This window comes from Paenibacillus hodogayensis (genome assembly GCF_039536325.1).
Classification (GTDB): domain Bacteria; phylum Bacillota; class Bacilli; order Paenibacillales; family NBRC-103111; genus Paenibacillus_AB; species Paenibacillus_AB hodogayensis.
This window is the reverse complement of the sequence record NZ_BAAAYO010000005.1, coordinates 175769-202624: the sequence shown is the minus strand read 5'-3', so window position 1 is coordinate 202624 and position 26856 is coordinate 175769. Positions and strand designations below refer to the sequence as shown.

Here is a 26856-nt window from a genome sequence, read left to right as displayed (position 1 = left end):
CCCCGTACCCTTCCGCTTCGTGCCTAACGGTTGTTTCATTTACCGGATTCCCCTCGGCGCATGCGCTGCACCGGGCTTGCGGGAGCTCAGCTCTCCCGCTCCAGCCTCCCCAGATGCTCCCGCTTGTTCAGCCGCGGCCGCAAAAACCGGATCGACAGCATGACCGCGACGGCGGACAAGATCAAATGAAACGGAACGAACACATGCCACAGCTGGACGCCTTCCCATCTGTTGCGAAAAAATTCTCCGGAAAAGTTAGGCTCGAAGATGCTGATCATCGCCGCCAGCGGGTTGATGCTGACAAGCATGCCGGATACCTCCCGCAGCTGCCCGTTCGATACCGTCATGATGAACACGGCGGCCAGACCGACGAATACGTACAGAAACAGTCCGACCCCGTATGTCACGATCAGCGATACGACCGTTTTCTTGAGCAAAGTCGAGAACAGCACGCCCAGCGATCCGAGCGCGACCATGACCAGCACGTAAAACCCGAACACCGCCACAAGCTGAGCCGGCGATATGCCCCCGAACAGGAAAACGATGCTATACACCGGAAGCGTGGCGAACACGATCAGAAACATAAAGCTGAGCGCGGAGAACAGCTTGCTTAATATAATCGTGGTAGAGCTTTGCTGGGTCGTCAGCAAAATATTCAACGTCTGCTTCTCCCGCTCCCCGCTTATGACGCCGGCAGTCAAGCCCGGCGCCATGAAGCAGACGAGTACAAGTTGAGCTCCGCTCAAAAAATAGAAAAGCATCCGGCTGTTGTCCGGCGTAAAGCCGCGCCCGCCGCGGTCGTGCATGATGATGTAGATGTAGCCGAATGCCAGCAAGCCGATGACGACCAGATAAGCAAGCAGCGAAAGCGGCGAGCGGATCGTGCGCATGCGCAGACGGAACTCTTTTTCGAGTACCGGGTTACTCCACTTTTGCAACCAGCTCATTTGCGCACCCCTTTCGTTATTTCCAAAAACACGTCTTCCAGATCGGTCTGCGCTTCGTTGAAAGCAAGTACCTTGTATCCTCCGGATACGAGCATCTTCAGCAGCTCCCACTGTTCTTCGTCGCGTCCGCCGAAGTGAACGTGCACGCCCAGCTCGTCATGCAGCACGAGCGAGATGAGCGGCAGCTCCTTCAGGAAAGCGACTGCCTCGGCCTCGCGCTCCATCAACCGGATATGCAGCACCCGGTTGGCTCGCATCTTGTCCTGGATGTCGTTGACTTTTCCTTGCGCCAGCAGCACGCCGTTCTCGATGACTCCGATCTCGTCGACCATCTCCGCAAGCTCGGGCAATATATGCGACGATATAATAATCGTCTTGCCCATCGTCTTGAGCTCCTTCAATATTTCCCGCATCTCGATGCGCGCCCGCGGATCGAGGCCGGAGGCCGGCTCATCCAGAATAAGCAGTTCCGGGTCATGGACGAGGCTGCGCGCCAGACATAGACGCTGCTTCATTCCGCGCGATAAGGAGTCGACATAAAAGTCCGCTTTCTCGCTCAGATTGACCAATTCCAGCAGCTGCGGAATCAGCTTCAGTCGTTCCGGCCGGGAGATGCCGTAGCTGGCTCCGTAAAAATCCAAATATTCGGTCGTCTTGAAATTATCGTACACTCCGAAGAAGTCCGGCATATAGCCGATCAGCCTGCGAACCTCCTGCGGATGCTCGGTTACCTCGTATCCGCCGACCTTGGCCGTTCCGGACGTCGGCAGCAGCAGCGTAGCCAATATCGACATCGTCGTCGACTTGCCCGCGCCGTTCGGACCGACAAAGCCGAAAACCGTCCCTTTTTCGATCGACATGTTGAGATGGTCCAGCGCCGTGAAGGAGCCGTACTTTTTGGTAAGTCCCTGAATCTCGATCATCGCTTGACAGCTCCTTCCGCGCTCAAGGTCGGATACGTGTAGCGGCCGGCGTTTTGACTATTCGTCACCTTCAGCCGAATGCCGTTTCCGCCGGATAGGGCGTCTTTCAACTGCCGGCCTTCCAGAACGGCTTCTCCGGCAGGCAAGCTTTCCCAATCCTGCTTATTGCCGTTCCACAGCTCGATCTTGAACTGATGCGCCACGGCCATGGAGAGCGTCAGCTTCTCGTACTGCCAGTTCGACCTCTCGGGGAGCAGGAATTTCAGCGTCATATCGCCGCTGCCCATATCGATGCCGCCGTTATAATACGAGCTCATATTCGCAACGTTGCTCGTCTCCACAAACGGCATAATGACGCCCGGCGGAATGAACAGCCGGTCACCTTGTAAATAATCTGGCTGAATCGGCTGGATCAACAGCTCAGTCTGCTCCGACTGAACCGGGACGCCGTCGACTTTAAACAGCTTTCCGCTCGTCTTCGCATAGCCGAGAATATACATGTCGAGCTGCTGGCTGTTCTGCCTGGAAGCCATTCTGCTTAACGAGTAGCTGTTCAGCAAAGAGCGTTCTCTCGACATTTGATCCCGATTTCCGGAATATGGGAAAATATAGCTGCCCCACTGGCTGTCCTGCATAAATACGGTGCTGCCGAGCGATATCTGGTACGCCTTCTTCTCGCCGGCCCGCAAATCGCCGATCCGAAACCACTGTCCGCCGATCAGCACACCGGCTTCGTATAGATCCTGGTTTGTCTTGTTCACCACTTCGCCCTTGGCGCCCGCTGCGTCGAAGCGAATCGTATAATCGAATTGTGCCGGCCCGGCCATCGTTTCCTTGGCCAAGAACACTTTGCGCATCGACCAGTATGGCACGTTAAGGAAATCGACGGAGGTTTTGTCCGCTTCCGAGCGGAGAATCATATCTGGCTTGCCATTCTGAATAGCCCGTCCGTTATTGTTCATCATCGGCGTGACGTTCCGTCTGCCGTCCCATTCGAGCTTGTAATTTCCGCCGCTCGGGACGAATACCGAGGAAGCCTCAAGTCTCGTTCCTCCGCCCGCGCCCGACAGCTCGTTAATCGCCAACGTCTGGGCCAGCGTGGAGCTGCGACCGGAGGCGCCAATGCCATAAATGCCGAGGCTCATCACGATCGCGATCACGGGGATGATAAACCAAGCCCACTCCCGGCGGTCCAGCCTTTTCAGCAAAGCGTACAGCGCCGGAGCGACAACGATGGCATAAGCTAGAAACAGCAGCGTCAGGATGCCGTAGGCGGGAGGAACCAGCTGCGGGAATACTTCCAGCGCGTTGCTGACCTCCCACAAGCCGTCCTGTTGGCTGTAACGCTGGTTGGCGCTTGACGCCGGCGCGATCGACCCGTACAGGATGCGTTCCCATATGGTCGGGTTGCCGCTCCACGAAGCTAGCGGCTGGCTGGCCAGATCATAGGCGACATATGTAATCGAGCCTCCTCCGCGCGGAGCGCTGACGACGAGCGGAATACCGTTCTCGGCAAACAGCGTATCCCCGGACTTGACCGTACCCTTCGACACGGTAAGCGTTCCGTTCAGCGCCAGTTCCCGGCCTGCGGCTTGAACGAATTCCGGCAAAGCCGACACGGTTGCCGTACCGCCGACCGTCACCGGCGACAGCTCGGCAAAGCCCGATGCGGTCTTCGCGTAGCCCGCCCCTCCGGCCAGAACTAGCTTGCCGCCACGTTCGACCCAATCCTGTATGCCCTTGACGTGCTCCGGCTTCAAAGCGTCGCCGGCCGTATCGTTCAGCGCGATCACGTCCAGCCCGTCCAGCATCCCCGATTCCCAGGGGAAGTCGCCCGCAGTCAGCTGCGTCGTCTGGATCTGATAGCCTTTCTGGTTAAGCAGCGACAAAAAATTAAGCGTGTCGGGATCCCTCGCCAAAATACCGACGACCAACGTTCCCGGAGGAACCGGCCGGGATTGGATCGAGACTTTCTCTTGCGAGAAAGGGAGCGGCTCTCCCTTGTCCACCGACTTGTCGTAAAACAAAACCTTGTTGTTGTTTTGGTTCAACGATTTTCCCGGAATCGTAAACCAGACGATTTTGGTGCTTTGCCGGGGCAAATCGACGTGTTTGGCAAATACGATGTTTTTGCCGTCGTCTCCGGTCATCTGGATCGTCAAATCCCCCGACACGTCGTCGCCGGGATTGGTGACCGTCATTTTGACAGGCGCCCATTTCCCTTCCTTCAACTTGCCGTCGAAGCCTTGCTCGATCATAATATCGAGCGGCAGTTTGGCTGCGTGCGCCTTGGTTTCCCCCAAGACGGCAAACGCTGCCGATAGCATGGCGATCACAAGCGCCAGTTTGATCCAACGGGCCAGCAAGGCCTGCGCCGAGTACCGAATATCCACTCCCGAACCCCTTTCCGATTCTTAACGATTCTCCCTCATTATAGACGAACTCGTCTGCAAAAGGTTACATCCGCAATCGCCCTTCCGGCATTTGCCGCACCGACGACAAAACAGCCTTCGCCGCAAAGGGCGAAGGCTGTTGAGAACCGAACGGTTGGATGGAATATGCGCGATTTCGTCTTTACGCCGGCTTGCCGGCCGCATTCGCTTTTTTCCAAATAAATCCGGCGGCAATGACCACGATCGTCGTCACGACCGGAATCGACCAGTGGGCGGTGTCGTTATGATGCAGTACGTACTGCTGCATCTTCTTATCGCTGACGAACATCTCGCCGGCGGTATAGCCGAGAATGCCAGCCCCGGCATAAACGAAAATCGGAAACTTGTTCAGCAGAGTAACGACCAGGGTGCTTCCCCATATAATGATCGGAATGCTCAAGCCGACACCGAGGATGATCACGGAAACGTCGCCTTGCGCCTTCGCCGCGATTGCCAGCACGTTGTCCAAACTCATCACCAGGTCGGCTACGATAATCGTCCAGATCGCCTTGCCAAGCGAGGACGCTTCCTTCACATGAGCATGGCTGTCGTCATCCGCCAGCAGCTTGATGGCGATCCAGAGCAGCAGCAGCGAGCCGGCGGCTTGGATATACGGGACGGACAGCAGGTAAACCGCGATTACGGTCAGAACGAGACGCAGTCCGATGGCGCCGAACGCTCCCCACCAGATTGCCTGCTTGCGCTGGTGCAGCGGCAAATTTTTACTGGCCAGGGCAATAACGACGGCGTTGTCTCCGCTCAGCACGATGTTGATCAGCATGATTTGCAAAAATAATAAAAACCAATCCAGCATGACCTTTCCTCCTGCCTGTACGTATTATATGTACGGGACGGTAGCCGCCCCGTTCAATCGGCCTGCATGGAAATTCGCCACTCTTTGCCATACGGCCCGAATCGCGCGAAGTTTCATCTATACGTTCAAAACAGGCGGTCCTCATCGGTTTTGTCGTCAGGCTTGATCAGCACCAGCTCGGTCTTTTCGACCGCTTCGCGGATCGCCTCCGGCAGCCAGTCCATCCATTGCTCCTGACGCTCCACGACCTTCAGGCTCGGATTCGTCGAAGGGGAGTCCGGCACGAACAGCGTACAGCAATCCTCGTAAGGCAGGATAGACAGGTTGAACGTGTTGATCTGCTCGGCGACCGGAATAATCTCCTGTTTATCCATCATAACAAGCGGACGGAGCACCGGCAGCGTGGCCGCGCGCCCGATCACGTTCATATTGGCGAGCGTCTGGCTCGCCACTTGTCCAAGGCTTTCGCCAGTGACAATCGCCAGGGCGTCGCGCTTGTGCGCTATCTGCTCGGTAATTCGGAACATCGCCCGCCGCATCAGCGTAATGATCAGATTGTCGCGGCACGACTCCTTCAGCCGGGTTTGAATTTCGGTGAACGGAACGAGATGGAGATGAATCGAGCCGGCATAATCGGCCAACGCCCTCGTCAGATCGACGACTTTCTGCTTAGCCCTCTCGCTCGTATACGGGTAGCTGTGAAAATGAACGGCCTCGATGCGCAAGCCCCGCTTCATCGCATACCATCCGGCTACCGGACTGTCGATTCCGCCGGAAAGCATCAGCATCGCCTTGCCGTTGCTGCCGAGCGGGAAACCTCCCGGACCCGGCCGCTTTTGCGAATAGACGAACGACTCGTGATTGCGGATTTCCACGAACAGCTCGACCTCGGGGTCGTGCACGTCCACCCGGATTTCCGGATAATGCTCCAGCACATGGCCGCCCAGCAGCCGGTGCATCTCGTACGTATCGTACGGAAACTCCTTATTGACCCGGCGAACGCTGACCTTGAACGTACCCGGTTTGGCCGGCTGCCGCTCCATCTCCTGCAGCACCGCATTCTGGAGGGCCGACAGCTCGGAGGCGGCTTTGACGGTCGGACTGAACGAGCTAAGCCCGAACACTTTGCCCAGCGCAACCGCCGCTTCCTCGTAATCCTCTCCATTCAACTGCACGTACATGCGGCCGTGCGACTCCTTCAGCAGCTCCGCGCGCGGAAGCGGCCTCAAGACCCGCTTGATTTGTTGAATCATCTGGTTTTCAAACCGGGCCCGGTTTCTTCCTTTAAGCATAATTTCGCCGAAGCGAAGCAAGATGACGTCTGTTTTCACCGGAACCTCCCCAACTTCTCCATAATCTGTCCGAGCGTCCTTCCGACAACGTCGACCGACGACGTATCGTGTTCAGGGGACAAGCTAATACGCAGCCCGCTCGCAGCCCGCTCCCCGTCCGCCCCGAGCGCAAGCAAAATGCGGCTCGGCCGGTCAATACCCGACGAGCAAGCGGACTTGGTCGAAATGTATATATGGTGCTCCTCGAGCGCATGAACGACAACCTCCGGCTTAATGCCCGGAGCCGAAAATCCGATAATATGCGGCGCCATATCCGCCTCACGGTCCGAGCCGTTGTACACGAGACCCGGTATAGCCTTAATATGGGTCAAAAGCCGTTCCCGTAACCCCGCCATTCGCTGCGCGTCGCTTTCGCGACGCTCCATCGTAAGCCGCAGCGCCTTGGCCATTCCGACCATGGCAGGGACGTTTTCCGTACCGGAGCGCGCTCCGGCCTCCTGCCCGCCGCCGATCAATAGCGGCTGCAGCGCGATGCCTTTGCGCTTGTACAGCAGGCCGGAGCCCCTTGGGCCGCGAAATTTGTGGCCCGATACCGATAACAGATCGACGCCCCATTCGCCCGGCTTTACCGGAAGCTTGCCGACGCTTTGCACGGCGTCCACGTGAAACAGCGTACGCGGAAACTCGCGCAGCCCCTCGCCAATCTCGGCGACTGGCTGGATCGCGCCGATCTCGTTGTTGACGTGCATCACGCTGACCAGTATCGTATCTTGGCGGACGGCGGCAAGCACTTCGCGAGCCGACAATTGTCCGGAGCCGTTCGGCTTCACGTACGTCACCTCATAGCCGATGCGCTCCAAATAACGAAAGCATTCGTATACGGAAGGGTGCTCCAACTCGCTCGTCACCAGGTGCTTTCCCCTTCCGGCATAATGCAGCGCAGCTCCGACGATCGCCATATTGTTGCTTTCCGTCCCCCCGGACGTGAACACGATCTCCTCGGGCAATACATGCAGCAGCCGGGCTACCGCTTCCCGCGCTTTGCCGACAAGCCTCTCGGCTTGGAGCCCGAGGCCGTGAATCGAAGACGGATTGCCGAAATGGCTTCCCATCACCTCGGCAACGGTCTGGACGACTTCTTCGTACGGGGGCGTTGTCGCCGCATGATCGAAATAGTACATGATGACAAAGCTCCTTTATTCTATAAGCTTATTCGTTCCGTACGACAAAAGAAGGACAAAGACAAAAATTCCGCCCCCTCCAAAATGAAATTGCAAAAAAGACGATCAATGCGGTGTCGCCAGCCGCATTGATCGTTCGAGGCCGTAAAGGCCGATGCCGTTTCCATTCATTTTCCTTCCCTTGGGAAAGCCAGAACAGCGAACGGTTATTCTCCGTACTGCTGCTTCCGGTCCAGCACCTTGCGCACGTAACGCTGCGTTTCCGCGGGAAGCAGGTGGAGCTTGTCTTCCAACGCGGCGTCGGTACGGATGCCGAGCCGATCCACCCGGCCCGGTCCGGCGTTGTAGGCGGCCAGCGCCACCGCTTCGTTGCCGTCGTATTTGCGGAGCAGGCCAGCCAAATACCGGGTGCCTCCCTCGATATTTTGAGCCGGATCGAACGGATTTTTCACGCCCACGCTCGCTCCCGTCTCGTCCATCAGCTGCATTAATCCTTTGGCTCCAGCCGAGGAAACCGCATACGGATTGAACGAGGACTCGGATTGAATAACTGCCTTTACCAGCTCCGGCTCTATCCCGTGCCGGGCGGACGCTTCGTTCACAAGCGGATCGTATACGTTTGGCTTCGCCGGTCCGATCGGCGGACGAGGCTGATTGCGTACCGGCCCCGTAACGGCGTATAGGGAAGCAGGCAGCGTGGAAGCGGGTAAGCCAGACGACCAGGTTACCGGCGCCGCTTCCCTTTTTCCCGCATTCATCATTTGTTCATCCAGGAACGTTTCCAGCAACGCGGAAAAATCTCCTGTATCCGAAGCGGCCGAGTTCCGCGGAGAAAGCGGGTCGTTCGCCTGAAACTGGAGCCTCAGCAATTGCGTCATCAGTCTCGGATCGATACTCATCGTGGCAGACAGCCTCATTTCGCAATGTTTCGTTTCTCTTCTTTAAACCTAATGCCTATTGTACACCGTTTTGCCCCGTACGAACAGTAGCTTTTCCATAAGTAAGCAAACCGCCACGTGATCGGAGAATCGCTTCAAAAGACGGTCATTGGAATAGCAGACGCTTTTTACGCGCATAATTATTCCATGACGAATAAAGAAGGCAAAGGGTGAGATGCATGCTTCGCTGGTTCAATCGGATTCATCTCGTATGGGCTTTCGCTCTGTTAACCGTCGCCCATTTTGTGTTGTATTACTCGTTAGGCAACGCCAATTGGCTGATGCTGGCCGTGCTGGCCGCTCTGGTGGATACGGGCGCGATTGCGGTAGTGCAGCTGGTCGGTAAGCAATTCGGCAAGGAACAGGGCAAATAGGGGCAAATACCCCTCAGGTAAACCGAAAAAAAACGCCCTCCGGCCCGCGGGCGGAAGGGCGTTTCGCTTCTTTTACGTATAATAAGGCACTAGAAAGAAATAGGCGAGCAGCGATATGGCCCCGATCGCAGCCGACCAGGCACCGACGCCGCGGCTGCCCTGTATAAAGGCGACTACGCCCATCACCAGGGCGGCCAGCCCCAGCAATACGGGATAAATAAACATCGAGGCGATCGCCAGCACCAGGCCGATCCAGCCGACGGTTTGGCCGCCTTTTGCCGCCGTAACGCCTTCCTGCTCGGTAAACTCCGCCTTGTCCCCGTCAAGCTTCTCTTCTTTCAGACGTTCAGATACCGGCGGGGCTATCAACGGAGCGGATGCCGACAGATCGGCACCGAACTCCTCATCATTACGCTCGACCGATCTTCGTCGGGGCGCCTGAAGCTGTGGCGGCAGCTGCGTCGCGTGCAGCTCTTTTTGATCTTCGTTCTCCTCGAAACGGTCCACTGGAAATCCAACCTCCCGAAATACGGAATCATTTTCCAAGATCGCAGCAGCGGTATTATGCTTTCGGCTTGAACGTGTGGCAGCACGTTGCCGACGAGGTAGACGCCCGGTCCTGGTGCTCCGAATCGAAGCCTTCTCCGGCAAACTCCTCACCATAATTCGCTTTGGCGTGACTGTCGATATCGATCATAATCGCTTCGGCGCGACAGTTGTTGTTTTCGCCCCAGAATGCGCAATTCGATACGCTGCATTTTACCAATGGCTTTGCCATCGATCATCACCCCCATATTCAAGGTTCCCGATCGCCGGCTTCCGTATCCGAGGATGTCATTGACAGTCCGGACAAACAAAAAAATGCGGGTTGGCTCTCCCGCATTTTCGTCGATTCGATATAAACTTATACCCGTTCGCCTTGCATTCTGCGCTGGGTGATGTAGTCGGTTTCGTAGTAAGTCAAATCCTCGCGCAGCTCTTCGAAAATCTTCGACAGCTCGATCGTCAAATTGCGCGCTTCGCGGCTCGGCTTTTTGCGGAAGCGTATTGCATCTTGTCCGGTGTACGCGTAACGTCCATCCTCGGAGTAGCATTCGTTTTGCGGATAAAAGAAGCTGTTCACGCAGTTGTGATAGACGTCGTACAACGTGCGCTCCGCAAAGTCTTCATTGAAATTCGGCCGGCGCAGGCTGCCGCCGAGCTTCTCGTAGGATACTTCGCAAAACACGAGCAAATGCCGCGTATCCGACAAATAACCGCGATAAAATTCGTCCATGGCCGGATCGTTTTCCGTCAGCAGCTGCGGCAGGCTGTAATGGTTAAGAAAAAGCTCCATCTTGGCGATGGCTTCCTTCAGCTTCGTCCGGGTCGTCTCGCATAAATTTTTCACTTGGCCTGTTGTCATAAGTATTGACCTCCTCATATGTCGGAACGGTTCTCGGGGAAGCCGTTTTGGTCCACTCTGTTTCTTTTATCGTATCATAAATTTGCCGTAAAAGTAAGCTTGTGCTGCATTCGAATGGCGCTTCCGTGCACATGCATAAAACCCGGACGAGTATCCCACCTTAACATCAAACCGTATGAACGATTGCGCTGTCCAATAAGGAGGATGTCCATCATGTGGAAGAAAGCCGCTGCGGTTAGCGCCGTAGCCTTGTGCGTTTTATTCTTGTTCGCGACGTTCTACCCGTCCGGCTCGCCCGACTCGGTGAAGCATTCTCCCGAGAAGGAGCTGGCGGTCAAGCAATCGATGCTGCAGCGCGACGTCGAGACAACCGAGGAGCTGTGCAGGTCGCAATGCTCCATGGACTTCAAGCAGGCGCTTCATCAATTAAACATCGGAACGCCGGGCCATGTCAAGTCCGTGCTGGATGAAATGCGAAATCAACACGATCATATGGAATACTTGCAGTGGAACGATGCGAATGCCGCGAACGGCGCGGTAACGTCCGGGCAAGTCCCCGACTCCGTGAAGGACCGAGCGGAGCAACTGCTTGAGGAAGCGAAGCAAGCCACCCAGGCGGGAAAGCCTTACCAATCGCCTAAAATCGGCGAGGGCGAGCAGCAATATATCGTAATGGGCGAGCCTTCGGATACGGCAACGGGAAAATCGGCCTTGATCGGCATTATCCACGAAGATTTGCTGCACAAGGTGGCGATCGATCAGCGCAAAAATTTGCGGCTCGTCCCTTACCCGAGCGATAAACGGTGGAAAATCGAGTCAGTCGATTCCAAAACGCTGCGCGACGTTAAAGTCGACCACCCGGAGGACAATGAAGGCACCAGCCATTATCACGTGAATCAGATCGTCGTCAAATTCCGCCAGCAGCCAAGCGAAGCCGATCTTGCGCGGATTCGTTCGGATATCGCGGCCAACCGCGTGGAGAAATCCGGCTACACCTATGTATTCGAATCGTCCCACTTGGAAGCCAAGCAGTTGATGGACTATTTCCAAAAGTGGAACGTCGAGTTCGCGGAACCTCATTTTCTTTATATGACCAATGAGGCGGTCGAACCGAACGACCGGCTTTATGCCAAATACCAGTGGAACTTACCGGCCATCGAGACGATTCCCGGGTGGGACGTATCGCGCGGCAGCGAAGATGTCATCGTGGCGGTCGTGGATACGGGCGTCGATGTAAACCACCCCGACCTCAAAGGGAGAACGATCGCAGGCGTCAACATCGTTAATAAAGACGCTCCGGCGCTTGACGACGTCGGCCACGGCACCCACGTCGCGGGCATTATCTCCGCCCTCGTGAACAACGGGGAAGGCGTCGCGGGCATATCGTGGTACAACAATATTATGCCGGTCAAGGTGCTTGACGAAACCGGCGCAGGCAGTACGTATTCCGTGGCGCAAGGCATCATTTGGGCCGCCGATCACGGGGCCAAAGTCATCAATATGAGCTTGGGCAACTATGCCGAATCCAAATTTTTGCATGAAGCGATCCGGTACGCTTACGATCGCGACATCGTGCTGATCGCGGCCAGCGGCAACGACAATACCGAACGGCCCGGCTATCCGGCCGCCTATCCTGAAGTGTTCGCCGTGGCGGCCACGGATGCGAACAAGCAGAAAGCATCGTTCTCCAACTACGGCAACTACATCGACGTAGCCGCGCCAGGCGTCAACATCGCCAGCACGTACCCGGACAATCATTATGCGGCGCTGTCCGGCACTTCGATGGCCAGTCCGCACGTGACCGCCTTGGCAGCCCTGATCCGTTCGGTCAATCCGCTGCTTACCAACGAAGAAGTGATGGACGTTATGCGCAAGACGGCGATCGATCTTGGAGCAAAGGGCAAGGACAACTATTACGGCTACGGTCAAATCGATATCGTCAAAGCTCTCTCCCAGGCCGCCCAGTCTCGCAGCTCGCTTAGCTTGTGGCCGCAATGGTTCGACCGGGAGGCAGAGCAGTTGGGGCGGAAGTACAAGGAAGAGTGAACGGGCGGTTGCCGTGGGCGAGGCGAGTGCGAGGTGAGTGCAGGGCAAGCGCGAGGCACGTGCAGGGCAAGTGCACGGTAAGTGCCAGGCAAGCGCCAGGCAAGTGCCCAGGCAAAGTCAGACCGGAACGCTCCGGAAAGCTCGTGGGCATCCGTACTCCGTCGGACCCTTTGTTTTTCTTATCTAATTTTCTCTAAGGTTGAAACAAAGGCTCCAAAGTCGCACTCCTGCTCCCCAACCTCTCCTCCTCTCCCCGGCTCTGACTTTCCCACATCCACGCCCCACTGCATAAAGAAAAAATAAAAAAAGAAAAAACCATGAGGACCATGAAAATCAAACAAACCCATGTAAATCATGAGACCATGAAAACCAAACAAAAGACGGCCATCAAGGCCGTCTTCACTTTTTTTATTGAGTTAGCCACCGCTTGCAGAGAGCAAGTACTCCGTTGACTCGGCGGCAGGTGTATTGTGGTGCTGCATATTTTTTACTACAGCTGCAGATTAATACAATTACAGATTTACTACAGCGCTACTACCATTTTACACGGTGTGGCATGTCGGAAAGCTTGCCGTAAGCCGGGTTCTGTTCTTCCGGTGGTCGTAACGGGCACCACTACCCTCCCACCATTGAAGCGACAATCATCTATCTACGTCCGACATTGCTGACGGACTTTAGCGACCAACCCGAACGCGCCTCGGGCAAAGGCTGCAGAATCGGCATAAGCCGTCTGCCACGTTCTCTTCGGTCTTGCTCCGAGTGGGGTTTACCAGGGAATACGTCACCGTACCCCCTCGTGGTCTCTTACACCACGGTTCCATCCTTGCCTGTTCGCCTCGCGGCGTCATCGGCGGTCCATTTCTGTGGCACTATCCTTCAACTTGCGCTGACTGGACGTTATCCAGCACCCTGCCCTGCGGAGCCCGGACTTTCCTCCCGTGCGTAAGCACCGGCGATTGTCTGTCAAACTTTCCGAAACTGTACTCTAGTATAACGGATACGGACCGCCGAAGCAAATCCATTTCATCCCGCGATATCCACAGAAGTCGGTCAACCTCTGCAAGCCGCGTCGGCAGTGTCGGCAAATGGATCTGCCACCGGGCCCAAACCGGTCACAGCAGCTTGAACGTCTCCGTATCGATCTTGGAGGCGACGGCCTTTGTAGCCGATTTCTGCTCGTCCAGACGGGCTTGAAGCCAGCTCGCCACGTTCGCCTTTAAAATCTTTTCCGCATTGTGACCCGGGTCGACAATGGCGATTCCGGCCGCCAACGCGTCCTGCGCCGTATGATAGTCAATATCCCCGGTGACGAGTACATCCGCTCCGGCGAACAGGGCATGGCGCACATAGCGGCTGCCCGATCCGCCGAGAACGGCTACCTTGCGAATCGGCTTGGCCGGGTCCCCGACGACGCGGACGAATGGCACGTCCAGCCCCATCTTCACCCGTTCGGCAAACGCGTCCAACCGCTCAGGCTCGTTCAGCTTCCCTACGCGGCCCAGACCGAATGTCCGGCCGTTCAAATCCATCGGATACAAATCGTAGGCCACTTCCTCGTAAGGATGGGCCTTGAGCATCGCTTGCACGACTTTGTTCTGGACGCTGGCGGGAACGACCGTCTCGATGCGGGTCTCGTCGGCTTGCGTATATTGTCCCGGCTTGCCGATAAACGGGTCGGTCCCTTCGCGCGGCATAAACGTACCCGTCCCGGCACTATTAAAGCTGCAATGGCTGTAATTGCCGATCCAGCCGGCCCCTGCGGCGAATATCGCATCCCGCACCTGCTGCTGGTGAGTTTCGGGCACGAATACGACGAGCTTTTTCAGCTTGTCCGTATGGATGTCCTCCAAATGTCCCGTCACCTGAAGCTGCAGAGCTTCGGCCATCATATCGTTGACGCCGCCGTCCGCCACGTCCAGGTTGGTATGGGCAATATAGACGGCGATGTCGTGTTTGATCAGCTTTTCGTAAAGACGGCCTGCCGGCGTATCCGTCTGCAAATGGGCAAGCGGCCGATAGATGATCGCATGATGGGCGATGATCAGCTCCGCGCCCAGCGCAATCGCCTCGTCCACCACCTCGTCCGTCACGTCCAGCGTTACGAGCACCGTCCGGATATCTTTGCGCAGCGAGCCAAGCTGCAGCCCGATTTTATCGTCCGGCATCGCGATATGCTTGGGGGCGAGCCGCTCCATCAGTTGAATTACGGTTTGGCCTTTGGCAAACATTCCAGCACCTCTTTGATCCGGTTTCGTTCCGCGGCTAGCTCCTCTAGCCGGCTCAACGCCGCGTCCGTTCCCGCCCGGACCATCCCTTCCATAATATGATCCAGCTTCTCCAGCTCCGATTCCCATTTGCGGAAAAAAGCTTCCTCCCCGCGTTCGGCCGCAATCGGTCCGAACCGGAGCAGCTCCTCGGTCTCCAGCAGCGGTCCGCCACCAATCCGTCTCGGCCTGTACAACTTTACGTTCTCTTCATGAGCGTCATCCCGACGGACCGCGCACAAAATAAAATAAAACTTGCCGTCTTCCTCCAGTACCGTCTCGTCGTCCAGCAGCCAGTCGTGCGCAGCCAGCCAGCGGCGCACCTGGTCCTCGGCAACATTCGGCTGAAGCACGAGCCGCTTTACGGAACCGAGCTTGGATTGCCCTTGCTCCAAAATGGCGGCAATCAAAGTTCCGCCCATTCCCGCCACCGTGACGACATCGACCTCATCGGGGTCGATGACGGCAAGCCCGTCTCCTTGCCGGGGATGAACGACAGCCCCCAGGCCGGATTCCTTTACCTGCCTGCGAGCAGCCTCCAACGGCCCGTCGTTGATTTCGCCGGCTACGGCGAACGAAACGCGCCCCTGCTCGGCGAGATACACCGGCAGCAGCGCGTGATCGGAACCGATATCCGCCAGCCTGGAGCCGGCCGGAACGTAATCGGCAATCGTTTGTAATCGTTTCGATAATTTCACCATATTAGAAAACCCACTCGATCCATTTTTTTCGTAACCCGAATAACAGGCCGCCGGCCAGCACCAGCTTGGCCAGAAAAGACAGCTGCAGCAATTGCCCGCTCACTCCGCCAGCGTACCAGGCGTAAACCTCCGGCGTCCACCATAAGGTGAAGCTGACCAACAGCAGAACTGCGCCGGTTGTCTTGTTCGTGCGATGGAGCAGCCAGCCGAGCCAGCCGAAGACGATGCAGACCGGCAGCCAGCTCATCTGCGCCCCCGCCCAGTCCAGCTCCACTTGTTCATGCAGCAACCAAGCGTAGACGAGAATCAATCCGATCCAGCCGCAATAATGAAACAGTCCCATTCTCGCGAATAAGCCGATCAAAATCCAGACGAAGCTGCAAAAGGCAACGTAGGCAAGCATCAAATCCGGCTCGTCCAGTCCGTAAGCCCGCAGCAAATAAAACCCCGCTCCCAGCAGCGCGATCGAGCCGGCACCAACCAAAGAGTATCCGATGATCGGCGTTTTTCGAGCGTAGTAGCAGCCTACCCCGTAGCAAGCGCCGACTATAACCAGAACTGCCAGAATTTGCATTGAAATCGGAAAAGAGTTAAAATGAATTGCGATATAGACGATAAGCGCAGCAAAGCCAAAGCCGAGCAGCCAATTAAGCCAGCCGCTGTTTTTAATTGAATTTTTGGAAACTCCCAGAACCCGGGTATCGCGCTCTTCCGGATTCAAATCATACAGGTTCAGCAAGAAATCGCAATAATGCTCGGGGAGCAGCTTGCCTCTCCGCCAATGCTCGATTTCCTGCACAATGATTTTGCGTTTTTCCTGCTCCATCCGGTTTCAAACGACCTCCAGCCGGGTATATATAGGTTCCGGGGTAAAATGGAGGAAGACCTTGCTGTAGCGGTTCGTTACAGAAGGTCCCCAGCGACAAGCTCTATTCCAGAAAATCTTTCAGCCGCTTGCTCCGGCTTGGGTGGCGCAGCTTGCGAAGCGCCTTGGCCTCAATTTGGCGGATGCGTTCCCGGGTAACCCCGAACACTTTGCCCACTTCTTCCAACGTCCGGGTACGTCCGTCATCCAGTCCGAAGCGGAGACGCAAAACGTTCTCTTCCCGTTCGGTCAACGTATCCAGCACGTCCTCCAGCTGTTCCTTGAGCAGCTCGTAAGCGGCTGCATCCGCAGGAGCGAGAGCCTCCTGGTCCTCGATAAAATCGCCGAGATGCGAGTCGTCCTCTTCCCCGATCGGCGTTTCCAATGAAACCGGCTCCTGGGCGATTTTCATGATTTCCCGCACTTTTTCCGTGCTGAGTTCCATTTCCTTGGCGATCTCTTCCGGCATCGGCTCGCGACCCAGCTCCTGAAGCAGCTGACGGGATACGCGAACGAGCTTGTTGATCGTTTCCACCATGTGGACGGGTATCCGGATCGTCCGCGCCTGATCGGCGATCGCTCGGGTAATGGCTTGTCGAATCCACCAAGTGGCGTACGTGCTGAATTTAAAGCCCTTCGACTGGTCAAACTTCTCGACCGCCTTGATCAAGCCCATGTTTCCTTCCTGAATGAGGTCGAGAAACAGCATTCCCCGTCCTACATACCGTTTGGCGATGCTGACGACGAGTCGGAGGTTCGCTTCGGCCAGACGTCTCTTCGCTTCTTCGTCGCCTTTCTCGATGCGCTTCGCCAAATCGACTTCATCGTCGGCGGAAAGCAGCGGTACGCGTCCGATTTCCTTCAAATACATCCTGACCGGATCGTTGATCTTAATGCCGGGAGGCAGCGACAAATCGTCGTCCAGATGAAATTCGTCATGCTCGTCTTCCTGACCGATCTGCATGTCGTCTTCCGTTTCGTTGTTTACGTCGATGCCGAGCTCAGAAAGGTGCTCGAAAAACTCATCCATTTGTTCGGGATCCTGATCGAACGGAGCCAGTTTCTCCATTATATCTTTATAGGTCAAAGAAGAACGCTTCTTCCCCAACTCGATCAATTGATCCTTGACCTGCTCCAGCGTGAGTTCCGTCTCCAGTTCGGTATGTTGATCGTTCGCCATATCCAAGCTCCCTCCTCCCTAAAAAATCAACGGCTCCCCACTGTCGCCGCCCTCGTCCGTCAACGCACGTTGATGATTAGGGTTATTATCTCTTCTGCAGCTTACCCGTCAAAGCCAGTATGTCCAGTTCGATTTTGGCGGCTCCCAGCACGTCGCCCGCTTTCTCCGTGGCGTCCCGTTCCTTTACCAGCCGCTCAATTTCTTCCTGCTGCCGATGCTTGTGGATTTGCCGCAAATAGTCTTCTATGACCTGATCGTTAATGCCCTGCTCGGACTCGGTCATCAGAATCGAGCTGGCCAACCGCTCCAGCGGGTCGTCCTGAATCGAAGCCAAGTACCGGCTCGCATCCGGCTCGCTTCCATGCGCGTAGAAGGCATATAAATAAGCAGCCAACGCTGCGTGAGCTTCATCGTTAAACGCGTCCCCCATCCGCTTATGGACGAGGTCCGATATGTCTCTGTCATGCATCATCATATAAAGCAAATGCCGCTCCGCTTTGTCGTAAGCCGGCTTCAGCTTCGGCAGCGGGGCAGAACCCGTCCCGCCATTCCTTACAGTATTCCACGAAAAATCGTTATTATCCCCATTGCTGCGCATTTTTTGCTGCCGTTCGCCGCGCGTTTCGTTCGTTTCCTGCTTCATCGATTCGAAGGAAGTAATGGCGCTGAATTCGGAGGCCAGCTCTTTCAAATAGTGCTCGCGACCGGTCGGAGCCTCGATGTCGGCAATCACTTCGCGGATGGCGGTACGGACGTAACGCAGCTTCGCTTCGTTGTCCTGCAGGTTGAAATTTCGCCGCAGATGCAGCAGCTTGAATTTTTCCGGCGGCACCGCTCCCTCGATAATTTCTTTACGGAAACGGTCTGCACCGAAGGACTCCACGTATTCGTCGGGATCCAGCCGATTCGGCAGCACCGCTACTTTGATGTCCAGACCCGCCTTTTCCAACAATCCCAAACTTTTGAATGCGGCCGCTTGGCCCGCATCGTCGCCGTCATAACAGATTACGACGCTTTCCGTCGAACGGCGGATCAGCAGCGCATGCTCTTCGGTGAGCGCGGTGCCCATCGTTGCCACGCCGTTATGAACGCCTGCCGACCAAGCTTTAATGACGTCGGCATAACCCTCGAACACGACGACCTGATTGGTTCGCTTGATCTCCGCCCTGGCCGCGTGATAGTTGTACAGCAGCCTGCTTTTGCGGAACAACGCCGTCTCCGGGCTGTTCAAATATTTCGGCTGCTCGGTGCCGAGCGTCCGCCCGGCAAATGCAATCACGGCGCCCCGTGCATCGCGGATCGGGAACATGATGCGGTTGCGGAACTTGTCTACGTAATCCCCTTCCGATCTCGCTGTGACAAGCGCGCCCTTCTCCATAAGAGACATCGGAAATTGCCGCTGAACAAGAAATTGTGCGAGCACGTCGCGGCGTTGCGGCGCAAATCCGATCTGGAACGCTTCGATCAACGAGTCGGTAAATCCTCTGGAGCGCAAATAATCGAGAGCAGGCTTTCCTTCCGCCGAATTTTTGAGAATATGGCTGTACAATTTGGCGGCGAATTCATGGCCCTTGACGATCTGCTCCTTCTCCTGCTGCCGCTCCGCTTGCTCCGGCGTCTGCTGCTCCCAGGTATAGGCGATATTCGCTTCTTCCGCCAGGTGTCTCACCGCTTCTCCGAACGAGTAGCCTTCGATCTCCTGAATGAAGCGAATGACATGCCCGCCTACCCCGCAGCCGAAGCATTTATAAATCTGCTTCTCCGGATTGACGTTGAAGGAGGGGGATTTCTCCGAATGGAACGGGCACAGCCCTTTCAGATTGCGGCCATGCTTGGATAAATGAACGTATTTGCCGATAACCTGGGCAATGTCGTGGTGCTTTAGAACTGCCTCGATGATGTGCTCCGGAATCGGTCCGCTACTCATCCTGATCACCCTCTATAAAAGTACAGTAATACTAATTCGCTAATTCGTCCTATTTTCCTGCAAACGCATTAAAACTTTTGTCAAAGTTTGTAGAAAGGACTGGCGATCCGCGTCTGTAAAAGGCTTCGGGCCTTTCCCGTATTTGCCGGCCCTGCGCTGCCTGGCCCGCTGGTGACGGTTTTCCAGCAAAAAATCGATCGTCTGGTCGGTGTAAATCTGACCGCGGTTGGATAAGGCAATCGCCCGCTTCCCCAAGCCGATCGTCGCCAAACCGAAATCCTGCGTAACAAGGATGTCTCCCGGAGAGAGGCGGTTTGCGATGTACAGATCGACGGATTGATCGGACCGGTCCACCTGCACGATCGTTACGCCTTCCCGCGGCTCCAGCCGATGATCGTGAGAAGCGACCATAACGACAGCTACGCCGAATTGGATGGCTGTTTCCGCTATTTCGGTTTTGACCGGACATGCGTCCGCGTCGACGATAATGTTTACCCCGATGATTACCACCAATTTCCTTTTGTTTTGTTCCGTTATATTATATACGATGAAAAAATAAAAAATCCTGCTTTCCATTTTTCACGATGCACAATGTTTGACCGTCATGAAAAAAGACGCCCTCACAAAGCGACGCCTCGACTTTACTTACCTTCGTAACATATTCAGAATAAGTCCGGCCGTTTCCTCGACGGCTTTGTTGGATACATCGATCACTTTGCAGCCGACCCGCGACATGACCTTGCGGGCATGCTCCAGCTCCTTTTGAATGCGTTCCATCTGGGCGTACAGGGCGCTGTCGGCGAGCCCCAAGCTCTTTAACCGTTCCTTGCGGATCATGTTCAGCTTGTCCGGGTCGATGACCAAACCGATCACTTTATCCGGCGATACCGTAAACAGTTGATCGGGGGGCTGCAGCTCGGGAACGAGCGGCACGTTCGCCACCTTGAGCATGCGGTGAGCCAAATACATCGAGAGCGGCGTCTTCGATGTCCGGGAGACGCCCACCAGTACGATATCGGCGAGCAGAACGCCGGTCGCGTCGCGGCCATCGTCGTATTTGACGGCGAATTCGACCGCTTCCACCTTTTTGAAATAATCTTCGTCCAGCTGATGAATGAGTCCGGGCTGATGAAGCGGCTCGCGATTGAACGCCTTCTCCAGCGTCGAGATGATCGGTCCGAGCAGATCGATCGAGATGACTTTGCGCTTGCGCGCTTGGGCGATCAAATAGTCGCGCAGCTCGGGAACGACCAGCGTAAAGAGGACGATCGCCTGCGATTTGGCCGCTTCGTTCACGATCAGTTCGACGCCCTCCCGGCCGTTGACATAAGGAGCGCGGCGAATTTCCACAATGTTCGGATGAAACTGGATGGCCGCCGCCTTCAGGACCGATTCCGCCGTATCGCCGGCCGAGTCCGACACGACGTAGACGATCGGCTTGGGAATGATTTTATCGATTCGGTTCAACATTTAATGATCACCGCCATACCAAAAATCCCGCTGTAGCAAACGGGTAGCCGTTTATAGGCCATACTTCTCCATCTGGTCGATAAAGCCGCGCGCCTTCCACTTCACGTCCACGTGTGCGTCAAGAAAACGGCGAATGCATTGGTCCAGCTGTTTCTTCGTCGCTTCCTTCACTTCGATCCGGCCGAGCCGCCGTATGTCCATATGCAAAAAAAGCCGCATCAGCTTCAGCGTACCGTCGGATAGGACTATCGCCGCCGGGTCGAGGTGGCGGCAGGCCGCGCAAACGGTTCCGCCGAGCGATACGCTTAGCGCCCAGCCGGATTCGGGCTTGGCCCCGCAAGAAACGCATTCGTTCAGCATAGGCATATATCCCGCGAGGGAGAGCATGAGCATTTCATAAATATTGACTACGATTTTCGGGTCCTTGCCCTCGTCGATCGCCGTTAAAGCCGCTTTCAACTGTTCGAACAAAGGTCCGTTCGGCTCGTTTTCTCCTACCGTCTTGTCGGTCAGCTCCATCAAATATGAAGCGTATGCCGTTTTATGTATATCTTCCTTGATGCCCGTGAACGGATTCAACAGCTCTCCGTTGTTCAACGTGCCCATGGATCCGGCCTTGAAGCAGGTAAATTCGCCGTGGGTGAACAGCTGCGCGACGGCGGCGTGACGGCTTTTCAGCTTCTTGGCGCCGCGGGCCATCATGCTTATTTTGCCCAGCTCTTTGGAGAAGACGGAGCATATTTTATCGCCCTCTCCGTAATCGAACGTACGGATGACGATGCCTTCGAACCGGATCAGCACGCCAATTCCCTTCTTCCTGTGACGAATCGGACCGGCGGCGAACCGCTTTGGCTCGATTCGCCGGCCATGTCCGCAAGAGCCCGGGGCTTCCGGATACGCAGGAGCTCTTTCTCTAGAGGGACAGCTCCATATCGTCGGGGATCAAGTCTTCCTGCTCCTCGGGCTCTACGATATCCTGATGGTCGATTTCTTTATAAAGCAAGTACGATTCCACATCGCCTGTCATCGTAAAATACTTCCACGAAAAGTCGCGCATTGCGGTTCATCCTTTCAGAGAGGAAATATTTCGATTCGATCTATTCCCTAGGATGGACGAACGCGGCTTCGGGTATCCGATGAAAAAAATGGCGGGCGTCAGTCGTGCCGGAACCCCAGGTCCTTCAGCACATGCTCGCGATTACGCCAGTCCTTCTTTACCTTAACCCACAGCTCGAGAAAAATTTTCGAGCCGAGCAGTGCCTCGATATCGCGCCTTGCCTTCTGGCCGATCTCCTTAAGCAGCGCGCCCTGCTTGCCGATAACGATGCCTTTCTGCGAATCGCGCTCCACGTAAATGACCGCCCCGATCTGAACGAGGCCGCTTTCCTCGACCTTCATACTCTCGATGGCGACGGCGATGGAGTGGGGAATTTCTTCGCGGGTCAGGTGCAAGATTTTCTCGCGGATCAGCTCGGCGCAAATGAACTGCTCGGGGTAGTCGGTGACTTGGTCCGCCGGATAATATTGCGGGCCTTCCGGCAAATAGTTGCCCACCTGCTTAAGCAGCGTGTTCACGTTATTGCCCTGCAGCGCCGAGATCGGCACGATTTCCGCGAAAGGATACAAATCTTTGTACGCCGCGATGATCGGCAGCAGCGCTTCCGGGTGCACCTGGTCGATCTTATTGAGCACGAGCAGCACCGGAGTTTTCACGTCGCGCAGCCGCTCGATAATATAGCGGTCCCCCCCGCCGATTCCCTCGGCCACGTCCACCAACAGCAAAATCGCGTCCACCTCGTGGAACGTATTTTCCGCCACCTTCATCATAAAGCTGCCGAGCTTCGACTTCGGTTTGTGGATGCCGGGCGTGTCCAGGAATACGATCTGCATATCGTTCGTCGTATAGACGCCTTGAATTTTATTGCGGGTCGTCTGCGGCTTGTCCGACATGATGGCGATTTTCTGGCCGATCACTTGGTTGAGCAGCGTAGACTTGCCGACGTTCGGTCGTCCGATTAGGGCGACAAAGCCTGAATGATGTTTGGTCAAAAGGTTATCCTCCACTGTATGGTCTTGTCTTTGTAAGAACTAAAAAGTGCGGTTACCCGCGGCCGGAACGGTCCAGATCGGCAGGCCCGAAGGAGCCGGGAAGCAGTTGGGCTACGGTTGTCTCGGCGATGTCGCCTTTCAGGTTCGCCATGTATACCGGCATATCGGGTACGCAAAGCTCGAGCAGCACTTGCCGGCATACGCCGCAAGGGGCGATAGGACCTTTCGTGTCCCCGACTACGGCAATCGCCTGGAAGCTTCCCGGCTGATGCCCGTCCGCCACCGCCCGGAACAGCGCGGTCCGTTCGGCGCAGTTCGTCGGACCATAGGCGGCATTTTCCACATTGCAGCCGTAATGGACGTTTCCTTGCCCGTCAAGCAGCGCGCTCCCGACGCGGAAGCCGGAATACGGGGCGTAGGCCCGCTCTCTTGCCGCCAGGGCGTGACGTACAAGCTCGTCTTTGTCCGTACCATGCTGCATGCTCATAGTATTCCCGACTCTCCTTCCCCGTAAATCACACTTAAAAGGTCTTCGTTGCGTTTGTCATTTTACAGCAGCCAAATCAAGTAATAGGCGAGCACCGTCATAGCCGCTCCGATGAACGCCCCGACGGCCAGCGCCGGCAAACGGCGGCCGCGCTTGTCGAACAGGACGAACGTCAGTTGGATCGACAAGCCGTAGCCCAGCAGCGCGATAAGCGCTTTGCCGCTGAGCAGTGCGATCCAGGTCGAGAGCGCGAAAGAAACGGCAGTCAGCAGGCTCGGACGCAGCAGATGGCGGCGCTCCGAGAAGCGCGTCTGGGCGACGATGACCGTCAAGGCGACGAGAGCGACCAGCGTCCAGATCAGCCCCGGCGTGAGCACGCTTTCGGTTGTGCCCGCTTGGCGGATCAGCCGCTCGATCGGTTCATAGAAGACGACCATGCCTACAATAGCGGCAAAAACCGCCGATACGAGAACGGCGGCCGCAGCTACGTCTTTGGCGATTTTCGCCAGCGGATGCCGTTCGGGCATGGCCAGATCGACCGCCTTCTCCACGGCGGTGTTGATCAGCTCGCAGACGATAACAAGGGTTACGGATAAGAGTACGAATAAAATTTCCGTTTTGGGCAGTTTCAGCCAAAGGGCCAAGATGAGTACGATAAAAGCGACCAGAAAGTGAAACTGCATGTTTTGCTGCGTCGACAAAGCGTATTTCAGCCCTTCGTACGCGTACCGGAAGCTCCGGCGGAACTTGTTGACGTCTCTCACCGCCGCAGTCCCGCCTTATCCAGCACTGCCTCCTGCTTGGCGAACATGACCCGCTCCGCTTCCTCGTCTCCATGATCGTAACCGATCAGGTGAAGGAAGCCATGGACGAACAGGAAGCCGATCTCGCGCTCGACCGAATGGCCGTATTCGGCTGCCTGCTCGATCGCCCGCTCAACGGAAATGACGATATCGCCAAGCGGCTCCGGATACTCCTCCACTTCCTCGTCCCACTCCTCGTCGGAGCCCTCGGCTTCTTCGCCGTCTTCCTCTCCGCCGTCCTCGTAAACGATCTCGGGCTCCCCTTCGCCGCTTTCCAGCATCGAAAAAGAAAGCACGTCGGTCGCTTTATCGATGTTGCGGTATTCCCGGTTCAGCTGCCGGATCGCTTCGTCGTCGACAAAGCTCAGTACGACTTCCCCATGGTCGATGTCTTCCGCTTCCGCTGCCAGCTTCAGCAGCCCGTCCAGCAGCGAAATAAGCGGTTCGCCGATCTCCAAGGCGTCTTGTTCGTCGTTCCATTCCAAACTTAGCGTCATCTATCACCGTCTCCTTACGCTTGTGTCGCTTCTTTGCCTTCGCCCTTTGCAGGCGCATCGGCGGGGTACTCGATACGGGAATGGAAAATGCCGAGCAGCGCTTCGTTCAGCGTCTTGGCGATCGTATCCAGTTCCTTCAGCGTCAGGTCGCATTCGTTAAATTGACCGTCATCGAGACGCTCCTTGATGATTTTGCGCACCATCGTATCGATCTGCTCGATGGACGGACTGCGCAGCGAGCGGACGGCCGCCTCGACTCCGTCGGCTATGCCGATAATCGCCGCTTCTTTGGATTGCGCTTTCGGTCCCGGGTAGCGGTACTCCTCTTCCGGAATCGGCTCGGCGCCTTCCTCTTGCAGCTTCTTCGCCTTGAAGTAAAAAAACTTCAGCAGCGTCGTGCCGTGGTGCTGCTCGGCAATGTCGCGGATCGGCTTCGGAATATTGTGCTCCTTGAGCATCTCCACGCCGTCCCGCGCATGCGCGATAATGATCGATTTGCTCAAATCCGGTTCGATCTGATCATGCGGGTTGCCCATGCCGATCTGATTCTCGATAAAATAACTCGGCCGCTTCGTCTTGCCGATATCGTGGTAATACGACCCGACCCGGCACAGCAAGCCGTTGGCGCCGACCGATTCGGCGGCAGCCTCCGACAAATTGCCGACCATGACGCTGTGATGGTACGTGCCCGGCGTCTCCGTCAGCAGCTTGCGCAGCAGCGGATGGTTCGGGTTGGACAGCTCCACCAGCTTGAGCGGGGATAAAATGCCGAAAGAAATTTCGAAAAAAGGCATGAGACCAATAACCAGCACCGTTGTGAGCAAACCGGACGCTACCGTAAAACCGAATGAAAGCAAAATTTCGTTGCGCGTATACACGTTGTCAAGAAAGGTAAGCGATACGATCGTCACCGCTCCGGCCAGCGACACCATAATGCCGGCCTTCAAGATCGAGGACCGCTGGTTGGCGCGCTGAATGGCGAATACGGACGTCATGCACACGACCAAGGCGAGTAGTCCGTAGCGGAAATCGAACAAAGCGTCTCCTTTGACATTATAGATGATGCTCGCAAGCACCGCGAACAGCATCGAGGAAGCGAATGCAAGCGGCATGCCCACCAATATCGCGATCAGCATCGTGCCCATCGCCACCGGGGCCAAGTAGCCGATATTCGCGTAATCCATCATTTGCCCCAAGCCGACTATCTTCATCCCCATCACGTTCAGCACGTAAATGAGCACGAGCATAAGCAGCTGCAGGTTGTGCGTACGGATCGGCTGCTCCGACTGCCTGACGAACATATACAAGCCTAGCACGAACAAGGCGCACATCAATGCCAGACCGACCTGCGGCCAGTAGTTGACTTTCTCCTTGAGCAGATCCATCGTCTTCAGCTGCTTGTACATATCTTCCGTGACGACGTCGCCCTTGTGCACGAGCACGTCGCCTTTATTGATGTACACCGGCTTCGTGCCGTCCCGCGCCGCCGCGCGCGCCTCGTCGGTCGCTTTCTGGTTGGGGAACTTGTTCGGCGTAATGACGAAACGGGCCAGCTCCTGCACAATCTCGCGCGACGTGTTCTTGGTCAGCGAGGAGCTGTTGACCAGCTCGGCCACTTTGGTGCGGGCGGGTTGAGCATTAGGCAGCTGGTCGTTCATCATCCTGCCGACAATATCCTTCGCCACCGGCTCCATCGCATCCAGATCTTCCTTGGTCAGACGCGGGAATCGGAAATATACTTCCTCCGGTATGCGGTACTGCTGATCGGCCAACGCCGTTTTGACTTCGTTAAGCAGTCCGTCGTTGCCGGGATCGCTAATGCGAATCGCGTTGTATAGCTGCTGGGCGTGGTCGCTGTATATCGTCGGGAATACGCTGCGGAACACGTTGACCTTGTCCGCCGTGCTCAGCTCGTTGTCGGCATTGATCTGTCTGAGCTTCTGGAAGATCGCATCCACCAGACTCTCGTTTTTCATCGATAAAATGGAATAGACGGGTTGTACCCGTCTTGCCGCTTCTTCCTTCGCTTTTTGCGTACCGATCGCATTCTCGATCTGCTTCGTGGCGAGTATCGTCTTGTCGCTTGCCGCTCCCGGCTGTATATCGTAAGTTTGAGGAATGACGCGATTGGCTAAAGCGGCGTAAAATACCAGTCCAAGCAAGATGAACAGCAGCAGACGGATCCCGAGGCTTGTCTTCCAGCCTCCCAGCCGGTACGTAGGTTTTCCATCGATGGAAATCCGCTGGTTTTGAACCACGAT

At 56.1% G+C, this 26856-nt stretch carries 26 protein-coding genes and 1 other RNA gene; 2 read left to right on the top strand and 25 right to left on the bottom strand.

The genetic code is table 11. From position 1 onward, the window contains the following. Positions 1-86 precede the first annotated feature (86 nt). The 7 genes from ABD796_RS10355 to ABD796_RS10325 form a co-directional block, all read right to left on the bottom strand. On the bottom strand, positions 87-947 hold the full coding sequence (locus ABD796_RS10355; protein WP_344906939.1) for an ABC transporter permease: 861 nt from the start codon (positions 945-947) through the stop codon (positions 87-89). After that, positions 944-1870, bottom strand: a complete 927-nt coding sequence (locus tag ABD796_RS10350) for an ABC transporter ATP-binding protein (protein ID WP_344906935.1) — start codon at positions 1868-1870, stop codon at positions 944-946. Before ABD796_RS10350 ends, ABD796_RS10355 begins: the two co-directional genes overlap by 4 nt. Continuing rightward, positions 1867-4263 (bottom strand): DUF7408 domain-containing protein, encoded by a 2397-nt coding sequence (locus ABD796_RS10345; protein ID WP_344906932.1) that lies wholly within the window; start codon positions 4261-4263, stop codon positions 1867-1869. The genes ABD796_RS10350 and ABD796_RS10345 overlap by 4 nt, the downstream gene beginning before the upstream one ends. Before the next feature lie 181 nt (positions 4264-4444). Continuing rightward, the gene (locus tag ABD796_RS10340; RefSeq protein WP_344906929.1) at positions 4445-5116 is read right to left on the bottom strand and encodes a TerC family protein; all 672 of its coding nucleotides are present in this window, start codon (positions 5114-5116) and stop codon (positions 4445-4447) included. Positions 5117-5241: 125 nt separating this feature from the next. Next, on the bottom strand, positions 5242-6447 hold the full coding sequence (gene thiI / locus ABD796_RS10335; RefSeq protein WP_344906926.1) for a tRNA uracil 4-sulfurtransferase ThiI: 1206 nt from the start codon (positions 6445-6447) through the stop codon (positions 5242-5244). Next, a complete protein-coding gene (locus ABD796_RS10330; RefSeq protein ID WP_344906923.1) occupies positions 6444-7589 on the bottom strand; it encodes a cysteine desulfurase family protein in 1146 nt (381 codons plus the stop codon). Before ABD796_RS10330 ends, thiI begins: the two co-directional genes overlap by 4 nt. A gap of 206 nt (positions 7590-7795) precedes the next feature. Continuing rightward, positions 7796-8488, bottom strand: coding sequence for a lytic transglycosylase domain-containing protein (locus ABD796_RS10325; RefSeq protein WP_344906920.1), 693 nt, complete (start codon positions 8486-8488; stop codon positions 7796-7798). Between the two features lie 209 nt (positions 8489-8697). Between ABD796_RS10325 and ABD796_RS10320 the strand changes: the two genes are divergently transcribed. Further along, the gene (locus ABD796_RS10320) at positions 8698-8901 is read left to right on the top strand and encodes a hypothetical protein (RefSeq protein WP_344906917.1); all 204 of its coding nucleotides are present in this window, start codon (positions 8698-8700) and stop codon (positions 8899-8901) included. Between the two features lie 72 nt (positions 8902-8973). On the opposite strand, the gene ABD796_RS10315 is transcribed toward ABD796_RS10320, so the two are convergent. The 3 genes from ABD796_RS10315 to ABD796_RS10305 all read right to left on the bottom strand — a co-directional run bounded on the left by ABD796_RS10315 (position 8974) and on the right by ABD796_RS10305 (position 10306). Continuing rightward, positions 8974-9408, bottom strand: coding sequence for a hypothetical protein (locus ABD796_RS10315; protein ID WP_344906914.1), 435 nt, complete (start codon positions 9406-9408; stop codon positions 8974-8976). A 55-nt stretch (positions 9409-9463) separates the two neighbouring features. Further along, on the bottom strand, positions 9464-9679 hold the full coding sequence (locus ABD796_RS10310) for a DUF1540 domain-containing protein (protein ID WP_344906911.1): 216 nt from the start codon (positions 9677-9679) through the stop codon (positions 9464-9466). Positions 9680-9805: 126 nt separating this feature from the next. Next, positions 9806-10306 carry a YpuI family protein gene (locus ABD796_RS10305; RefSeq protein ID WP_344906908.1) on the bottom strand — a complete coding sequence of 167 codons (501 nt, stop codon included), beginning with the start codon at positions 10304-10306 and terminating at the stop codon, positions 9806-9808. A gap of 213 nt (positions 10307-10519) precedes the next feature. On the opposite strand from ABD796_RS10305, the gene ABD796_RS10300 reads away from it, so the two are divergent. Further along, positions 10520-12352, top strand: a complete 1833-nt coding sequence (locus ABD796_RS10300; RefSeq protein ID WP_344906905.1) for a S8 family peptidase — start codon at positions 10520-10522, stop codon at positions 12350-12352. A 559-nt stretch (positions 12353-12911) separates the two neighbouring features. Here the strand turns inward: ABD796_RS10300 and rnpB are convergent. The 15 genes from rnpB to ABD796_RS10225 form a co-directional block, all read right to left on the bottom strand. Continuing rightward, positions 12912-13324, bottom strand: an RNA gene (gene rnpB / locus ABD796_RS10295) — RNase P RNA component class A. A 140-nt stretch (positions 13325-13464) separates the two neighbouring features. Beyond that, positions 13465-14580 (bottom strand): Nif3-like dinuclear metal center hexameric protein, encoded by a 1116-nt coding sequence (locus ABD796_RS10290; RefSeq protein ID WP_344906902.1) that lies wholly within the window; start codon positions 14578-14580, stop codon positions 13465-13467. After that, positions 14556-15317, bottom strand: a complete 762-nt coding sequence (locus ABD796_RS10285; RefSeq protein WP_344906899.1) for a tRNA (adenine(22)-N(1))-methyltransferase — start codon at positions 15315-15317, stop codon at positions 14556-14558. Before ABD796_RS10285 ends, ABD796_RS10290 begins: the two co-directional genes overlap by 25 nt. 1 nt (position 15318) lies before the next feature. Beyond that, positions 15319-16143 carry a hypothetical protein gene (locus tag ABD796_RS10280; RefSeq protein WP_344906896.1) on the bottom strand — a complete coding sequence of 275 codons (825 nt, stop codon included), beginning with the start codon at positions 16141-16143 and terminating at the stop codon, positions 15319-15321. A 103-nt stretch (positions 16144-16246) separates the two neighbouring features. After that, entirely contained in the window at positions 16247-17362 is a 1116-nt protein-coding gene (gene rpoD / locus ABD796_RS10275) for an RNA polymerase sigma factor RpoD (RefSeq protein ID WP_344906893.1), read from the bottom strand. Between the two features lie 85 nt (positions 17363-17447). Then, entirely contained in the window at positions 17448-19289 is a 1842-nt protein-coding gene (gene dnaG, locus ABD796_RS10270; RefSeq protein WP_344906890.1) for a DNA primase, read from the bottom strand. A gap of 39 nt (positions 19290-19328) precedes the next feature. Next, positions 19329-19790, bottom strand: coding sequence for a YaiI/YqxD family protein (locus tag ABD796_RS10265; protein ID WP_344907436.1), 462 nt, complete (start codon positions 19788-19790; stop codon positions 19329-19331). A 144-nt stretch (positions 19791-19934) separates the two neighbouring features. After that, positions 19935-20759 carry a pyruvate, water dikinase regulatory protein gene (locus ABD796_RS10260; RefSeq protein WP_344906887.1) on the bottom strand — a complete coding sequence of 275 codons (825 nt, stop codon included), beginning with the start codon at positions 20757-20759 and terminating at the stop codon, positions 19935-19937. A gap of 51 nt (positions 20760-20810) precedes the next feature. Next, positions 20811-21560, bottom strand: a complete 750-nt coding sequence (gene recO / locus ABD796_RS10255; RefSeq protein ID WP_344906883.1) for a DNA repair protein RecO — start codon at positions 21558-21560, stop codon at positions 20811-20813. A gap of 112 nt (positions 21561-21672) precedes the next feature. Beyond that, complete coding sequence (locus ABD796_RS10250; RefSeq protein ID WP_344906880.1) at positions 21673-21816, bottom strand: YqzL family protein; 144 nt, start codon at positions 21814-21816, stop codon at positions 21673-21675. Between the two features lie 98 nt (positions 21817-21914). Next, positions 21915-22808, bottom strand: coding sequence for a GTPase Era (gene era, locus ABD796_RS10245; protein ID WP_344906877.1), 894 nt, complete (start codon positions 22806-22808; stop codon positions 21915-21917). Between the two features lie 52 nt (positions 22809-22860). Next, the gene (gene cdd / locus ABD796_RS10240; RefSeq protein ID WP_344906873.1) at positions 22861-23295 is read right to left on the bottom strand and encodes a cytidine deaminase; all 435 of its coding nucleotides are present in this window, start codon (positions 23293-23295) and stop codon (positions 22861-22863) included. Positions 23296-23357: 62 nt separating this feature from the next. After that, positions 23358-24059, bottom strand: coding sequence for a diacylglycerol kinase family protein (locus ABD796_RS10235; protein WP_344906870.1), 702 nt, complete (start codon positions 24057-24059; stop codon positions 23358-23360). Further along, entirely contained in the window at positions 24056-24595 is a 540-nt protein-coding gene (gene ybeY / locus ABD796_RS10230; RefSeq protein ID WP_344906867.1) for an rRNA maturation RNase YbeY, read from the bottom strand. Before ybeY ends, ABD796_RS10235 begins: the two co-directional genes overlap by 4 nt. Before the next feature lie 14 nt (positions 24596-24609). Then, positions 24610-26853, bottom strand: a complete 2244-nt coding sequence (locus ABD796_RS10225; RefSeq protein ID WP_344906864.1) for an HD family phosphohydrolase — start codon at positions 26851-26853, stop codon at positions 24610-24612. Positions 26854-26856: the final 3 nt, after the last annotated feature.

Coding starts and splice junctions, on each gene's coding strand:
- ybeY (WP_344906867.1), bottom strand. CDS start 24,595: ATGACGCTAAGTTTGGAATGGAACGACGAACAAGACGCCTTGGAGATC.
- cdd (WP_344906873.1), bottom strand. CDS start 23,295: ATGAGCATGCAGCATGGTACGGACAAAGACGAGCTTGTACGTCACGCC.
- ABD796_RS10310 (WP_344906911.1), bottom strand. CDS start 9,679: ATGGCAAAGCCATTGGTAAAATGCAGCGTATCGAATTGCGCATTCTGG.
- ABD796_RS10350 (WP_344906935.1), bottom strand. CDS start 1,870: ATGATCGAGATTCAGGGACTTACCAAAAAGTACGGCTCCTTCACGGCG.
- rpoD (WP_344906893.1), bottom strand. CDS start 17,362: ATGGCGAACGATCAACATACCGAACTGGAGACGGAACTCACGCTGGAG.
- ABD796_RS10305 (WP_344906908.1), bottom strand. CDS start 10,306: ATGACAACAGGCCAAGTGAAAAATTTATGCGAGACGACCCGGACGAAG.
- ABD796_RS10340 (WP_344906929.1), bottom strand. CDS start 5,116: ATGCTGGATTGGTTTTTATTATTTTTGCAAATCATGCTGATCAACATC.
- ABD796_RS10355 (WP_344906939.1), bottom strand. CDS start 947: ATGAGCTGGTTGCAAAAGTGGAGTAACCCGGTACTCGAAAAAGAGTTC.
- ABD796_RS10290 (WP_344906902.1), bottom strand. CDS start 14,580: ATGTTTGCCAAAGGCCAAACCGTAATTCAACTGATGGAGCGGCTCGCC.
- ABD796_RS10285 (WP_344906899.1), bottom strand. CDS start 15,317: ATGGTGAAATTATCGAAACGATTACAAACGATTGCCGATTACGTTCCG.
- ABD796_RS10250 (WP_344906880.1), bottom strand. CDS start 21,816: ATGCGCGACTTTTCGTGGAAGTATTTTACGATGACAGGCGATGTGGAA.
- ABD796_RS10300 (WP_344906905.1), top strand. CDS start 10,520: ATGTGGAAGAAAGCCGCTGCGGTTAGCGCCGTAGCCTTGTGCGTTTTA.
- dnaG (WP_344906890.1), bottom strand. CDS start 19,289: ATGAGTAGCGGACCGATTCCGGAGCACATCATCGAGGCAGTTCTAAAG.
- ABD796_RS10325 (WP_344906920.1), bottom strand. CDS start 8,488: ATGAGTATCGATCCGAGACTGATGACGCAATTGCTGAGGCTCCAGTTT.
- ABD796_RS10280 (WP_344906896.1), bottom strand. CDS start 16,143: ATGGAGCAGGAAAAACGCAAAATCATTGTGCAGGAAATCGAGCATTGG.
- ABD796_RS10330 (WP_344906923.1), bottom strand. CDS start 7,589: ATGTACTATTTCGATCATGCGGCGACAACGCCCCCGTACGAAGAAGTC.
- ABD796_RS10260 (WP_344906887.1), bottom strand. CDS start 20,759: ATGTTGAACCGAATCGATAAAATCATTCCCAAGCCGATCGTCTACGTC.